The organism is Streptomyces violaceus (assembly GCF_036014075.1).
Classification (GTDB): Bacteria; Actinomycetota; Actinomycetes; order Streptomycetales; family Streptomycetaceae; genus Streptomyces; species Streptomyces violaceus.
The window spans coordinates 7378846-7392335 of the sequence record NZ_CP107911.1; the positions used below are offsets into that span (position 1 = coordinate 7378846).

11 protein-coding genes and 2 tRNA genes are annotated in these 13490 nt (G+C 69.9%); 9 read left to right on the forward strand and 4 right to left on the reverse strand.

Annotated features, from left to right (window positions below):
• Positions 1-33: 33 nt before the first annotated feature.
• Positions 34-594 (reverse strand): CGNR zinc finger domain-containing protein, encoded by a 561-nt coding sequence (locus OG542_RS33250; protein WP_328415663.1) that lies wholly within the window; start codon positions 592-594, stop codon positions 34-36.
• Between the two features lie 316 nt (positions 595-910).
• Positions 911-1324: an SsgA family sporulation/cell division regulator gene (locus tag OG542_RS33255; protein ID WP_004002642.1), complete on the reverse strand. Its 414-nt coding sequence runs from the start codon at positions 1322-1324 to the stop codon at positions 911-913.
• A gap of 191 nt (positions 1325-1515) precedes the next feature.
• Here OG542_RS33255 and OG542_RS33260 point away from each other — a divergent pair, with 191 nt between their 5' ends.
• The 7 genes from OG542_RS33260 to OG542_RS33290 all read left to right on the forward strand — a co-directional run bounded on the left by OG542_RS33260 (position 1516) and on the right by OG542_RS33290 (position 9521).
• Positions 1516-1974 carry a TIGR02611 family protein gene (locus OG542_RS33260; RefSeq protein WP_311124722.1) on the forward strand — a complete coding sequence of 153 codons (459 nt, stop codon included), beginning with the start codon at positions 1516-1518 and terminating at the stop codon, positions 1972-1974.
• Positions 1975-2052: 78 nt separating this feature from the next.
• A tRNA-Val gene (locus OG542_RS33265) sits at positions 2053-2124 on the forward strand.
• Between the two features lie 767 nt (positions 2125-2891).
• Positions 2892-4181, forward strand: a complete 1290-nt coding sequence (locus OG542_RS33270) for an ABC transporter substrate-binding protein (RefSeq protein ID WP_328415666.1) — start codon at positions 2892-2894, stop codon at positions 4179-4181.
• On the forward strand, positions 4181-5182 hold the full coding sequence (locus tag OG542_RS33275) for a carbohydrate ABC transporter permease (protein WP_328415668.1): 1002 nt from the start codon (positions 4181-4183) through the stop codon (positions 5180-5182). The genes OG542_RS33270 and OG542_RS33275 overlap by 1 nt, the downstream gene beginning before the upstream one ends.
• Positions 5179-6060: a carbohydrate ABC transporter permease gene (locus OG542_RS33280; RefSeq protein ID WP_193504557.1), complete on the forward strand. Its 882-nt coding sequence runs from the start codon at positions 5179-5181 to the stop codon at positions 6058-6060. The genes OG542_RS33275 and OG542_RS33280 overlap by 4 nt, the downstream gene beginning before the upstream one ends.
• 12 nt (positions 6061-6072) lie before the next feature.
• On the forward strand, positions 6073-6663 hold the full coding sequence (locus OG542_RS33285) for a hypothetical protein (RefSeq protein WP_328415674.1): 591 nt from the start codon (positions 6073-6075) through the stop codon (positions 6661-6663).
• A 116-nt stretch (positions 6664-6779) separates the two neighbouring features.
• The gene (locus OG542_RS33290; protein ID WP_328415676.1) at positions 6780-9521 is read left to right on the forward strand and encodes an exo-rhamnogalacturonan lyase family protein; all 2742 of its coding nucleotides are present in this window, start codon (positions 6780-6782) and stop codon (positions 9519-9521) included.
• Positions 9522-9540: 19 nt separating this feature from the next.
• Here OG542_RS33290 and OG542_RS33295 read toward each other — a convergent pair whose 3' ends face one another.
• The gene (locus OG542_RS33295; protein WP_408057811.1) at positions 9541-11949 is read right to left on the reverse strand and encodes an SCO7613 C-terminal domain-containing membrane protein; all 2409 of its coding nucleotides are present in this window, start codon (positions 11947-11949) and stop codon (positions 9541-9543) included.
• A gap of 62 nt (positions 11950-12011) precedes the next feature.
• On the opposite strand from OG542_RS33295, the gene OG542_RS33300 reads away from it, so the two are divergent.
• Both OG542_RS33300 and OG542_RS33305 read left to right on the forward strand, forming a co-directional pair.
• Positions 12012-12458, forward strand: coding sequence for an SRPBCC family protein (locus OG542_RS33300; protein WP_311124715.1), 447 nt, complete (start codon positions 12012-12014; stop codon positions 12456-12458).
• A 39-nt stretch (positions 12459-12497) separates the two neighbouring features.
• Positions 12498-12569, forward strand: a tRNA-Val gene (locus OG542_RS33305).
• A 56-nt stretch (positions 12570-12625) separates the two neighbouring features.
• Here OG542_RS33305 and OG542_RS33310 read toward each other — a convergent pair.
• Positions 12626-13354, reverse strand: coding sequence for a 3'-5' exonuclease (locus OG542_RS33310; RefSeq protein WP_261684051.1), 729 nt, complete (start codon positions 13352-13354; stop codon positions 12626-12628).
• Positions 13355-13490 lie beyond the last annotated feature (136 nt).

Sequence of the window (13490 nt, forward strand, 5' to 3'; positions counted from 1 at the left end):
CCTTCTGAGTCCCCCGCATCACGGAGACGGCTGTCAGCCGGCCGCCTCCTTGCGGCGCGCCCGGTACGCGGCCACGTGCAGGCGGTTTCCGCAGGTGCGGCTGTCGCAGTACCGCCTGGAGCGGTTGCGGGAGAGATCGACGAAGGCACGGCGGCAGTCGGGCGCCTCGCACCGCCGCAGCCGCTCCTGCTCCCCGGCGACCACGAAGAACGCCAGTGCCATCCCGCAGTCGGCCGCCAGGTGGTCGGCGACGGAGGCACCCGGTGCGAAGTAGTGCACATGCCAGTCGTAGCCGTCGTGGTCCGTGAGCCGGGGCGTGGTGCCGGCGGCCGCGACCAGCTCGTTGATCTGGCCGGCGGCGGCCCGGGCGTCGGGGGCCGCGAAGACGGCGGCGAACCGCCCGCGGATCTTCCGCACCGCGGAGAGGTCGAACTCGGTGAGCGCTCCGACGTCGCTGATCTCGTGGTTGCTCACGAAGTCCGTGAGCGTGGCCACGTCCGGCAGCCCGTCCGCTGCCGTGTCGTCCTCCGGTGCGGTGTTCACCAGATCGACCACGGTGTCGAGGGCGCACCGGGTGTCGTGGGTGATCAGCACGATTCGCTCCCTGGCCTGGAGGGCGGGCAGGTGCCCGCCGATGCTGGCCGATGGTAATGGCTCCGCGTCCACCGGACCGCCCTCATGCCCGCACATGGCTTCGAATAGAACGCTGCCGGGTCCGCCATGGTTCCCGCTACCGACAGTGACGACAGCCGTTCCCGTCACCTCCCCGGCCTTCCCGCCGGCGCACATGAACCGGCGCCGACTCCGCGTGATCCGCGGTGCCGGCGCCGGTGTATCCCGTATGCGGTTGTCCAAGCCCGAGCCGTCTCCCCGAGTCGACGGCGCCGGGCGGCCTTGTGAGGGCCTCGCCCTAGCTTTCCGCCAGGATGTGCGAGAGCTCCTGATCGAGGTCGAAGTGCCGGTGCTCCGTGCCGGGCGGCACGGCGGCGTCGGTCCGCTTCAGGAAGGACTCCAGGGCCCGTGCCGGGGCCTCGAGCAGGGCCTCGCCCTCCGGTGAGCTCAGGGCGATGCACACGACGCCCTGGCCGTGACTGCGCGACGGCCAGACGCGGACGTCGCCGGTGCCGGTAGGGCGGTGAAGTCCCTCGGCGAGGAGGTCGCGGGCGAACACCCACTCGACGGTCTCCTCGGCTCCGGTGTGGAAGGTGGCGTGCACGGCGTAGGGGTCGGCCGTGTCGTACCGCAGGCCTGCGGGGACAGGCAGGGAGGACTCGCTCGACACAACGAGGCGCAGGTGCAGCTCGCAGCTGACCGTGGTGTTCATAAGCGCCAGGGCCTTTCGCTCAGTGTGCGCTCGGGGATTCGCACGTCGGCGAAATCGACATGCCACCTACGGTGCCGTTGTAAACCCCTCTGAGTGTTTTGCGTGCCTTTACGTAACTCTTCCGGCCGAGAGATCGTTCGCGTCGTGCGTCCATTCCGGTGACTGGTTTCGCTCGGGTAGTGTTTGGCCGTATGAATACGGGGAGTAACGAGCCGGGCGAGGTGGCCGTGGCATCGGACGAGACGGGGACGGACGAGGTGCGCAGCGAGCAAGAGCAGGGACTTGGCTCGCGGGCGCCGGAATTCATCAAAGCGCGCCGGGCGCTGCACGTGAGCTGGCAGGTCGGGGTTTTCATCATCGGGCTCGCGGTCGTCGTGGCCGGCATCATCATGCTGCCCCTGCCCGGGCCGGGCTGGGTCGTGATTTTCGGCGGCATGGCGATCTGGGCGACCGAGTTCGTGTGGGCCCAGCTGGTGCTCCGCTGGACCAAGCGGAAGGTCACCGAGGCGGCGCAGCGTGCCCTCGATCCGCGGGTGCGGCGGCGGAACATCATCCTGACGAGCATCGGGCTGGTGATCGTGGCCGTACTGGTCGGTATCTACGTGTGGAAGTTCGGCATAGTCATGCCGTGGAAGATCAAGAACCAGTGAGCCGCGCCGGGGTGCCGGTGCAGGCCCCGTGCTGGTCACAGGCACCCCCTGACATGGGGTAATGTTCTTCCTGCGTCCGGGCGATTAGCTCAGTGGGAGAGCGCTTCGTTCACACCGAAGAGGTCACTGGTTCGAACCCAGTATCGCCCACCCGGATCAACGGCCCACCTGCGATTGAGCGGGTGGGCCGTTGTCGTTGTGTGTGGCCTGTGGGGCTTGGGTGGGGGTGCGCGTAGCGCCATCTCCGCCGGTGGTGGGTCGGGGCCGTGTCGGGGGGTGTCCGTCCTCGGAACGGCGCGATGGATTCGGATACCGACTCGCTGTTCGTTGACGCGCCAACCGCTGCGGGCGGACACCCCCCGACACGTCCCCTTCCGTGCGTCGGCGGGTGCGGGTCCGCCTAGCTGCGGGCATGCGTGCCTCCCCCAGTGCCTTAAGGGCCTGGGCGGTGCCCCCAGGGCGGCACGGGTGGGCGGTGGGGGGCCCCCCGCTCGAGCGAAGCCGAGAGTGGGGGAGGCACCCCGCTACGCCGGGCTGCGGACCCACCCCCGGCCCCAGCCGTCACGGCGAGTACCTCGGACCTGGCTCCGCTCCGGTCTGTCAGTCCTCGTCGGCCATCGCGTGGCCAAATCCAGCCCCCGCCCGCCCCTCCACCTCACCGTCGTCTTTCGGTCGTGCCCGAAATTCCGGCGGCCGGCCCGTCCGTGTTCGCTCCCTCGACCGTGCGCACCTCACCAGCGACGTCGCCCCAGCCGCTCGTCGGCCCCGACACCCCGCCCCGCCCGGCACCCTCCTCCCTCGGTAAGAAATTCTTGTCCGAATCATTGACGCACTCTCAGCCCCTCCGTACCTTGTGCCAGCAAGCGCTTACTTGAAACGATTCATGCGAGCGGGACGACGTGCGGGGAGGTCCAACCGTGGTGAACGGCAGGAATGTTGAGAGACGTACGATTCTGAAGGCGGCCGGGGCCACGGCGGCCACGCTGGGGCTGGCCGCGACCACCGCCTGCGGTGGCGACGGAGGGACCTCCGCGGACGGGACGGTGACGATCCGTTACGCGTGGTGGGGAGCGGAGGACCGTGCCGAGCGCATCAACAAGACCATCGCGCTCTTCGAGAAGAAGTACCCGAAGATCAAGGTGAAAACGGACTTCCAGCCTTATCTCGACTTCTGGAAGAAGTTCAACACCCAGGCTTCCGGCGGAAATCCGCCGGACGTCTTCCAGAATGCCATCGGGTTCCTGCGCAAATACGACGCGAAGAACGTGCTGCTCGATCTCAGCGAGCAGGTCAAGGCCGGCAACCTCCGGATGGACGGATTCCGCGCCGGTCTGGAGAAGTTCGGCGAGATCGACGGCAAGCTCCTCGGAGTTCCGGTCGGTTCCAACTCGATGGCTATGGTCATAGACAAGCCCGTCTACACCAAGGCGGGCGTGAAGCCGGAGATGGGCTGGACCTGGGACGACTTCGACGCGGCGATGAAGAAGATCCGCGACAAGTCGGGCCGCGCCGGCGACAGCGGTATGTACGGCGTCATGTACCTCTACGACCTGTACCTGCGTCAGAACGGCAAGGCGTTCTTCACGGAGGAGGGTCTCGGCTTCACCGAGTCGGACCTGTCGGACTGGTGGACGAAGGCCAAGAAGGGTGTGGAGGACGGCCGCTACGCCGACGCCAAGAAGGTCGCCCAGATCAAGCCCAAGTCCGCGGTCACCGGGGAACTCGCGGGCGGCGAGTTCACCTGGGACAACTTCACGGTCCGCTACACCGCCGAGGGCAAGAGCGAGTACGCCCTCGCTCCCATCCCGACCACGGACGGCAAGAAGACCGGCCAGTACCTCGGCTCGCTCATGCTGAGCGCCTCCAAGCGCACCCAGCACCCCAAGGAGGTCGCCCAGTTCATCGACTTCATGGTGCACGAGCCCGAGGTCGCCAAGATCATGGGCTACGACCGGGGCGTGCCCGCGACGCAGGCCCAGTACGACGCGTACAAGCCGACCGACGAGGTCAACAAGGCGATAGCCGCCTACGAGGAGTCCCTCGTCGAGGCGGGTGTCCTGGAGCCGATCACCCCGCACCCGAACGGGGCGGACATCTGTGAGTCCGCCTTCCTGCGCATCGCCGAGGAACTCGCCCTGGGCAAGCGGTCGGTGGACGAGGCCGTCAAGCAGTTCTTCACCGAGTCGAAGACGGCTCTCGGCACCTGATGGGAACCACCGTGACACACGCCCCTGCGATGGAGGGCCTGTCCCAGGACTCCGAGCCGCGGCACGGTCCGGTGAAGCCCGAGCGCCCCGCCGCCCTCAAGCGGCGGCGGCGCCGGGAGAACCTGGCCGGCTATCTCTTCATGTCTCCCTGGATCGCCGGGTTCCTGCTGCTCACCGCGGGCCCGATGGTCGCCTCGCTCTACTTCGCGTTCACCGACTACAACCTGTTCGACGCGCCCAAGTGGATCGGCCTCGGCAACTTCTCCGAGATGTTCGGCGATCCCCGCTGGCGCCACTCGGTGCAGGTGACGCTCTGGTACGTCGTCGTGGGAACGCCGCTCAAGCTGGTCGCGGCCCTCGGTGTGGCCCTGCTCCTCGCCCAGAAGCGGCGCGGACAGGCCTTCTACCGGGCCGCCTTCTACGCGCCGTCACTGATCGGCGCGAGCGTCTCCGTCGCGATCGTCTGGAAGGCGATCTTCTCGGACGACGCGATCGTGGACCGTACGCAGAAGATCTTCGGGATCGACGTCGGCGGCTGGACCGGCGACCCGGACATGATCATCTACAGCCTGGTGGCGCTCACCGTCTGGCAGTTCGGCGCCCCCATGGTCATCTTCCTGGCCGGCCTCAAGCAGGTCCCGCGCGAGCTGTACGAGGCGGCCGAGGTCGACGGGGCGGGCAAGCTGCGGCGGTTCTGGAACATCACGCTGCCGATGATCTCCCCGGTTCTTTTCTTCAACGTCCTGCTGGAGACCATTCACTCCTTCCAGATCTTCAGTTCGGCGTACATCGTCGGCGGCGGCGCCGGAAGCAACGCCTGCGGTCCCGCTGATGGCTCGATGGTCTACACCTGCTACCTCTACGTCCAGGGCTTCGAGAACAGCCGGATGGGTCTGGCCTCCGCCATGGCCTGGATGCTGCTCGTCGCGGTCGCCCTGGTGACGGCGGTGCTGTTCTGGTCCCAGAAGCGCTGGGTGCACTACGAGGAGGGCGCCCGATGAGTGCGCAGGCCACCGACGCCACCCCACGAGCGGGCGGCCTTCGGCACAAACTGCCCGGATCCCTCGCCTGGCACATCGGGTCCCTGCTGATCCTCGCGGTGATCCTGTACCCGGTGATCTGGGTCATCGGCGGCTCCCTCAAGAAGAGCGAGGACATCGTCGGCAGCCTGGACCTCCTGCCGGGCGAACCGATCCTCGACAACTACAAGAGCCTCGCCGACGGCATCGCCGACATCTCGATCTCCACCTTCTTCTTCAACTCGCTCTTCCTCGCGGTCGGTTCGGTGATCGGGATCGTGGCGTCCTGCTCGCTGACGGCGTACGCCTTCGCGCGGATCAGGTTCGCGGGCCGGAATCTGCTGTTCACGCTGATGATCGGCACCCTCCTGCTGCCGTACCACGTGCTGCTGATCCCGCAGTACGTGCTGTTCCGCAACATGGAGATGATCAACACGTACACCCCGCTGCTGCTGGGGAAGTACCTGGCCACGGAGGCGTTCTTCGTCTTCCTGATGGTGCAGTTCATGCGCAACATGCCCAAGGAGCTCGACGAGGCGGCCCGTCTCGACGGCTGCGGGCACTTCCGCATCTACTGGTCGATCATGCTTCCGCTGTGCCGCCCGGCTCTGATCACCAGCGCGATCTTCACGTTCATCAACTCCTGGAACGACTTCATGGGCCCGCTGATCTACCTCAACGAGCCCGACAAGTACACGGTCTCCCTGGGTCTGAAGATGTTCGTCGACCAGGAAGGGCTGGCCAACTACGGCGGCATGATCGCCATGTCGCTGGTCGCCCTGTTGCCGGTCCTCGCCTTCTTCCTCGCCTTCCAGCGGTATCTGATCGACGGCATGGCGACGTCCGGTCTGAAGGGCTGAGGTGATCCGGCCATGGCCACGACGCGAGTGAAAGCACGGGGGGAGTCGGCCTTCGCCGAGCGGTTCGGCGTGTTCGCCGAGTGTCTGCTGACGGGGGTGTGGATCGCGGTGGCCTCGCTGGGGGTCGTCACGTATCCCGCCGCGTTCGCCGCGGGTGCGCGGCACCTGCGGCGCCGTATCGCGCACGAGGGCGGTGGCTGGGGGGAGTTCGTCGCCGACTTCCGTACGGCCGTGCGCGGCGGGTGGCTCGCCGGGCTCGCCGGGTGGGCGGCGGTGGCCGCGGTCTGGGTGGACGTCCAGGCGGTCCGTGCGGGGATTCCCGGCGGGCCGCTGGTCGGGGCCGTCGGAGTGCTCGCGCTGATCGGCCTCGTCGTGGCCGGGCTGCGTGCGGCGGCGGTCTGGGAGCCGGACGCCCGCTGGCGGACCCTGCTCGCTGCCGCCTGGCGCCGGACGGTCCTCGACCCGGCCGGGTCCTTCCTGATCATCGCCGGGCTGGCCGTGGTGGCCGTGTCCGCCTGGTTCACCGCGCCGCTGGCGATCCCCGTCCTCGGGGCCGTCGCGGCGGCGGCGGTCGCCGTGGAGGAGCGGTACCGGCACCGCTGACCGGCGGTGCCCCCTCATCTCAGGTCGGCGCCTCCGGGCGCCGCGCCTCGCACTGTCATGCCCCTGATCAGCGCACGGATTTGCTTCCCGTACGGACAAGGAAAGGCAGCATCTCTATGTCTCCCATCCCCCGCAGGTCCCTCCTCAAGGCGGCCGCCGTCGCCGGAGCCGCCGCCCAGTTCAGCTGGGCCCTGGGGGCGCAGGACGCGCAGGCCGCCCCCAGAGCCGAGCCCGCCGACGCCGATCCGGTGACCCTCGACTGGCTGGAGGACGGCGGACTCGGCGCGGCCCCCGGCTCCACCGTCGGCGTCCCCTGGCCGAAGGGCGCCTATCAGAAGGACCAGACCTTCGCACTCACGGACGCGGGCGGCAAGGCCGTTCCCGTGCAGTCCTGGCCGATCGCCTACTGGCCCGACGGGTCCCTCAAGTGGACCGCGCACGCGGTCGGTTCGGGCAACGGCAAGCTCACCCTCGCCGCCGGTGCGCCCGCCGCCCCCGAGAAGAAGGTCACCGTCGACAAGAACGGCGGCACCATCGACATCTCGACCGGCGTCATCACCGCGAAGATCGGCAAGTCCGGTTCCACGATCGTCAAGTCGGTCACGCGGGGCTCGACGGAGATCGCGAAGAACGGCCGGCTCGTGCTGATCCGCCAGCCCGAGATCGAGGACGAGGACCAGGGCGCGGTCAAAACCGAGCGCTTCGACGGCGCCGTCTCCAAGGTCGAGGTCGAGCAGGCAGGCCCGGTCCGCGCCGTCGTCCGGATCGACGGCAAGCACCGCAAGGGCGGCCGCAGCTGGCTGCCGTTCTCGATCCGGCTCTACTTCTACGCGGGCGCCGACTCCTTCCGCATGGTCCACACCCTCACCTTCGACGGCACCCAGGAGCCCGCGAAGGCGAGCGGCGACTTCATCCGCGGACTCGGCGTGCGCTTCCAGGTGCCGATGCGGGACAAGGCGTACGACCGTCACATCCGCATCGGCGGCGACGGCACCGGCCTGCTCCGTGAGGCCGTCCAGGGCATCACCGGACTGCGCCGCGACCCCGGCGCTGCCGTACGCACCGCCCAGTTCGAGGGCAAGAAGCTGCCCGACCCGGCCACCTGGGATCAGCGGGTCACCACCCGCCTCCAGTACATCCCCGAGTGGGGCGACTACACCCTGTCCCAGCTCTCCGCCGACGGCTTCACGGTCCGCAAGCGGACCAAGAAGGGCCACGGCTGGATCGGCGCGGGCGGCGGCCGGCGCGCCAGCGGCTTCGGATACGTGGGCGGCGCGAGCGGCGGATTCTCCTTCGGCCTGCGGGACTTCTGGGAGAAGTTCCCCGCCCAGCTCGACATCCGCGACGCCCAGACCGACACGGCCGAGGTCACCCTCTGGCTCTGGTCGCCCGAAGCACAGCCCATGGACCTGCGCTTCTACCACGACGGCATGGGCCAGGACACCTACCCCGAACAGCTCGAAGGCCTCAACATCACCTACGAGGACTACGAACCCGGCTTCGGTACCCCCTATGGCATCGCCCGCACCAGCGAACTCCTCTTCTGGGCCCACGACTCCACCCCGGGCGCCGAGGCGATGGCCCAGCAGGTCGAGGCCGTACGCACTCCTCCGCAGCTCGCCGCCCCGCCCCAGCAGCTCATCAAGGCCGGCGTCTTCGGCAAGCTGTTCTCCGCGCCGGACCGCTCCACCAGCGCCAAGGCGAAGATCGAGGACCACCTGGACTTCCTCTTCACCTACTACAAGGACCAGGTGGAGCAGCGCCGCTGGTACGGCTTCTGGGACTACGGCGACATCATGCACAGCTACGACCCCAGCCGTCACCAGTGGTGCTACGACGTCGGCGGCTACGCCTGGGACAACTCCGAGCTCTCGCCCGACCTGTGGCTCTGGTTCGCCTACATGCGCTCCGGCCGCGCCGACATCTTCCGCTTCGCCGAGGCCATGACCAGGCACACCGGCGAGGTCGACGTCTACCACCTCGGCAAGTGGGCGGGCCTCGGCACCCGGCACGGTGTCCAGCACTACGCCGACAGCGCCAAGCAGCAGCGCATCGCCAACACCACCTATCGCCGCTACTACTACTTCCTCACGGCGGACGAACGCGTCGGCGACCTCATGCACGCCAACGTCGACTCCGACGAGACCTTCCTCGTCCTCGACCCCATCCGCAAGATCCGCACCGAGCCCTACACCCCCGACCGCAACGCCCTGTCCATCGGCTTCGGCACCGACTGGAGCGGCCTGGTGTCCGCCTGGCTCACGGAGTGGGAGCGGCGCGGACCCAAGTGGGAGAAGGCCAAGGCCAGGGTCCTGTCCACGATGGAGACCATCGCCGCCCAGCCCAACGGCTTCGTCCAGGGCAACGCGCTCTACGACCTGGACACCGGGAAGTTCGCCATCGCGGCAGAACCCAAGGTGGGAGTCTCGCACCTGTCGGCCATGTTCGGCCTGGTCGAGCTGTGCGCCGAGCTGATCGACCAGATCGACATGCCGAAGTTCAAGGAGGCGTGGCTCGACTACTGCCGCTACTTCAACGCCACCAAGGCCGAGCAGAAGGCCCGTTACGGCTCCGACTTCGGTTCCCTGCTGCTCTTCCAGGGGCACTCCCGGCAGGACGCTTACGCCGCCGTCCAGGCGGGCGACGACAAGCTGGCCGCCCGGGCATGGCGGCAGTTCTACAACAGCGCGGACACCTGGGACTACAAGGAGTCCACCGACTGGTCCACGAAGAAGATCGAGGGCCCGACCGGCCTCGTCCCCGGCAGCGAGGCGGCCTGGGTGTCCACCAACGCCACGGCGCTGTACGGCCTGGCGGCGATCCAGAACCTGGCGCTGGTCGGGGACAAGATGCCGTAGCCGTTCCGCAGGAGACGGGCTAGTTCATCCTCCCGAGGACCTCCCGTACTCGCCGGACGTCCCTGATCCGCTGCTCGTACGTCGCCCCGAGTGCGAGCAGCAGGAGTCCGGCGAGGGCGGGAGGCGCCCAGCGGGGGAGTGCGCCCGTCACCTGCACGACGTACGGGGCGAGTTCGTGCAGCGTGACCAGGGCCAGCACCGAGCCGCCCAGCACCAGCGGCGCCTGGAGGTGGTGCCGCGCTCCCAGCAGAGTGACCAGCAGTGCCGCCGTGCCCAGCAGCAGCGGTCGTGTCCAGTGCGGGTCGGCCCAGGCCGCGACGAGGCTCGGCAGGAGGGTGGCGGCGAGTCCGGGGCCGTACGCCGTCCAGGAGGACGCCCGCGGATCGCGGCGCCGGCGCAGGGCGCCGACGAGCAGTGCGGGCACGGTCACCGGGAGCGTGTAGGCCTCGGGTGTGCCGACGTCCCAGCCGGCCAGGCGTACCCAGGAGGCCAGCACGAACAGGGCCGTGGCCGCGTAGCCGACGGGACGACGACCGGGACGCAGAGCCGTGCCCGCGGCGATCACCCCGCACAGGGCCAGCACCAGGGCGAGCAGTGGCGGATCGGTGACGGCGAGGCCCACGGCGAGCAGGCCGGTGGCGGCTCCCACGATCTCGACCGGCACGGTCGCCGGGTGCTCACCGAGACGCGCCGCGAGCAGGGCGGCGGACGCGGGGACGGCCAGGACCAGCAGGGCGGTTCCGGCGGGCGGCCAGTCCGCGGCGGCACCGGTCGCAGAGGCCAGGGCGGCGGCGTACACCAGGGCGGCCGGAGCCGTGACGGGGGCGGCGCTCGCCCGCCATGAGGCCGCGGCGAAGAGTGCCACCAGCACGGACAGCACCACGAGGGTCGCGGTCTGGGAGGCGAGCGCGGTCAGGGCGAGGCTGACGGAGGTGACCAGGGCGAGGACGAGAGCGGTGAGTCCCGCGGCCGGCACCGTGGTCCGGCGCACGTACAGCGCGGCCGCCGTCATGACCCCCAGGACCGACATCCCCGCGACGTACGGAATCCCGAGAGCAGCAGGAAGCAGCAGCGCCGTCGCCCAGAGGAGGCCCAGCGCTCCGAGCCGGGCCCGCGCACGCCACCGCTCCGTACGGACCGCCAGGGCGAGTACGGCCGCGACGGCGACCAGCACGGCGGGAGCCGCCGCCGAGTCCGCAGGCCAGGGCGCCTCGACGGTCACCGCGGTGCGGGCGTCCGAAGGAGCGCCGCTCCACACGCGGCCCACCCAGCCGGCCGGTCCCAGCAGCACCACGGTGACGACGGGCAGGGTCCACAGCAGCGCCAGTGCCTGTACGACGCCGGAGGCCCAGGCGTACCCCCGCCGAATCGCGCCGGGCAGCCGCCCGGCCCGCACCGCCGCCAACAAGGCGATCCCGCACACCAAATAGGCCGGAACCGCCCACTCCGACGGCAGTCCGGAGCGAGCGACCCCACCGAACGCACCCACGGTGAGCAGCCCCGAGGCGATCGCGAGACCAAGGGGGTGCCGCGTGCCCGGGCCCCGCCAGGCCGCGCCCAGCGCGATCCCCGCCGCGAGCAGGAGAAGCCCCCCGGCTCGGGCAGCGTCGCCCGGACCGTCAGCCGTCAACGACAGCCAGCCGGCGGCCAGGACGCCCCAGCCACCCATGCCGTATGCCCCGACGACAGCGGTGATCCGCACGGACCCGGCAGTCACCCGCAGCGCCGCCACCACGTCGAGCCCGGCCGTCACCAGCAGCGCGGCCGTGATCACGTACGGACCCGCGTCGGCCGCCAGGGCCCACAGCAGCAGCGGGAACTGGGCCGCGGCCAGGGCGGAGGGCAGGGGCAGCCGCAGGGCGGCCGTCGCCGGAAGCAGGCCGTACGCCGACCAGATCACCGCGAGAACCGCTGACGCGGCAGCGGCGTATCCGGTCCCGTCCGTCCCGGTGAGAGCGGCCTCGTGCAGCGCGTACGCGTCCAGGACGGTCAGGGCGAGCCCGAGCCCCGCCACGGACTCGGCCGTCGAACGCAGCCCCCGCTTCAGCAGAAGGGCCGGCCCGGCGAGCGCGGCCAGCGTGACCGCGCCGAGCACCAGCGCCCGCCCGGTGATACCCATATGACCCCAGCTGACCAGCGTGAACACCGCGGCCGCGAGCGTGAGCAGTACACCGCCGAGGACCAGGAGGACGTTCTGCACGCTGGGCGCGGCGGTCTCCGGGCGGGACGGTGTAGCGGGTGACAGTGCCACCGGCGGCGGCTGCTGGGTCCGTTGCAGGGCAAAGACCAGCCAGGCGCGACGTGTCAGCAACTGGGCCCGGCGGGCGTCCAGTTGCCGGAGTTCGGCATCGAGAAGCCGCAACTCCTCGGCCGGGGGCGGAAAGTGCGTCATGCCTGGCAGTGTGGTCCGCGTCACCTCGGACGGCATGAGTGCGGATACTCAGGCGCGTACTCAGACAAGCCCCCACCAGGAGTGGGCAGACTGCGGGCATGGACTGGAACCACTACCGCTTCCGCAGTCTGTGGCCCCTGACCGCGCCGCCCGCCACCGTCTACGAGGCGCTGGAACGGGCCGAGGACTACCCCCGCTGGTGGCGCCAGGTCCGGCAGGTGACCCGGCTCGACGAGGCCACCGGCATCATCCGGATCCGCTCCGTCCTGCCGTACGACATGACCTTCACGGCACGGGAGGTACGGCGCGACCCCGCGGCCGGTGTGCTGGAGACCGCCCTGTCCGGGGACATCGAGGGCTGGGCGCGCTGGACGGTCACGCCGCTCGGGCCGGGCAGCCTCGCGCGGTACGACCAGGTCGTGAGCGTGACCAAGCCGCTGCTGAGGAGGCTCGCCGTACCGGGACGGCCCGTCTTCCGCGCCAACCACACGCTGATGATGCGGTCCGGGCGGCGCGGACTGGTCAGGCACCTCGAAGCGGTTTGAAGGAAACGTGCCGGGGCCTGTATTGTTCAGTCCGTTCCCGGGCGATTAGCTCAGTGGGAGAGCGCTTCGTTCACACCGAAGAGGTCACTGGTTCGAACCCAGTATCGCCCACCGGAAACAGCCGGTCCGTCTCAGACGGGCCGGTTTTTTCTACCCGGACCAGGTGCTCAGGCCGCCGCCGGCAGGTCCGGACGCAGGGGCCAGGCCGGGTCGACCGACTCCTCGACACCGCTGCGCGCGAACCACGCCTGGAGTCCCCGGGCCTGCGCCGCGTGCCACACCGCCTGCAGGGTATGCAGTTCACCGGGGGCGAGCCGCTCCAGCCGGGACGCGAACCGGCGGCCCACCGCCCGGGTGACCTCCAGTGCCGCCACGGCGTCGGCCGCCGCGTCGTGGGCGCCCTCCAGGGTGACGCCGTAGTGCGCGCACAGGTCGGTCAGCGTGCGGCGGCCCTTGCGGTAGCGGTCCAGGTGCTTGTCCAGGACCCTCGGGTCGAGCACGAGCAGCGGCGCCGGCTCGAACCAGCGGTCCAGGCCCGAGGCGCGATGGCGGCGCAACTCCCGGTCCAGCAGGGTCAGATCGAACGGCGCGTTCATCACCACCACCGGGCGGCCGGCGTGGGCCTGCTCGGCCAGCACCTCCGCTATCTCGTACATCACCGGCGCGGGCCACCTGCCGTTGTGCTGCAGGTGTTCCTCCGTCAGCCCGTGCACCGCCGTCGCCTCGGCGGGCACCGGCACCCCCGGGTTCACCAGCCAGCGGCTGACCCGCGGCCGGACGCCCGGGGCGTCCTGGACGACGACGGCGGCCGACACGATCCGGTCGGTCTCGACGTCCACGCCCGTCGTCTCCGTGTCGAAGGCGGCCAGCGCCCCCTCGTACCAGCACGTCGTCATAGCCACACAACCCCTCGTTCACCTTCGGCAGTTGACGCACCGTCCGCTGCCCGATTCGGTGATACCCGGGCTGTTTGCGTACTACGCCGGAAGGAGACAACAGGAGTACGGGTTGTTGCAGTTCAGCGGCCCGCCA

Excerpts from the sequence above, each read along its gene's own strand:
- OG542_RS33255 (WP_004002642.1), bottom strand. The coding sequence starts at position 1,324 with ATGAACACCACGGTCAGCTGCGAGCTGCACCTGCGCCTCGTTGTGTCG.
- OG542_RS33260 (WP_311124722.1), top strand. The coding sequence starts at position 1,516 with ATGAATACGGGGAGTAACGAGCCGGGCGAGGTGGCCGTGGCATCGGAC.
- OG542_RS33275 (WP_328415668.1), top strand. The coding sequence starts at position 4,181 with ATGGGAACCACCGTGACACACGCCCCTGCGATGGAGGGCCTGTCCCAG.
- OG542_RS33280 (WP_193504557.1), top strand. The coding sequence starts at position 5,179 with ATGAGTGCGCAGGCCACCGACGCCACCCCACGAGCGGGCGGCCTTCGG.
- OG542_RS33285 (WP_328415674.1), top strand. The coding sequence starts at position 6,073 with ATGGCCACGACGCGAGTGAAAGCACGGGGGGAGTCGGCCTTCGCCGAG.
- OG542_RS33290 (WP_328415676.1), top strand. The coding sequence starts at position 6,780 with ATGTCTCCCATCCCCCGCAGGTCCCTCCTCAAGGCGGCCGCCGTCGCC.
- OG542_RS33295 (WP_408057811.1), bottom strand. The coding sequence starts at position 11,949 with ATGCCGTCCGAGGTGACGCGGACCACACTGCCAGGCATGACGCACTTT.
- OG542_RS33300 (WP_311124715.1), top strand. The coding sequence starts at position 12,012 with ATGGACTGGAACCACTACCGCTTCCGCAGTCTGTGGCCCCTGACCGCG.
- OG542_RS33310 (WP_261684051.1), bottom strand. The coding sequence starts at position 13,354 with ATGACGACGTGCTGGTACGAGGGGGCGCTGGCCGCCTTCGACACGGAG.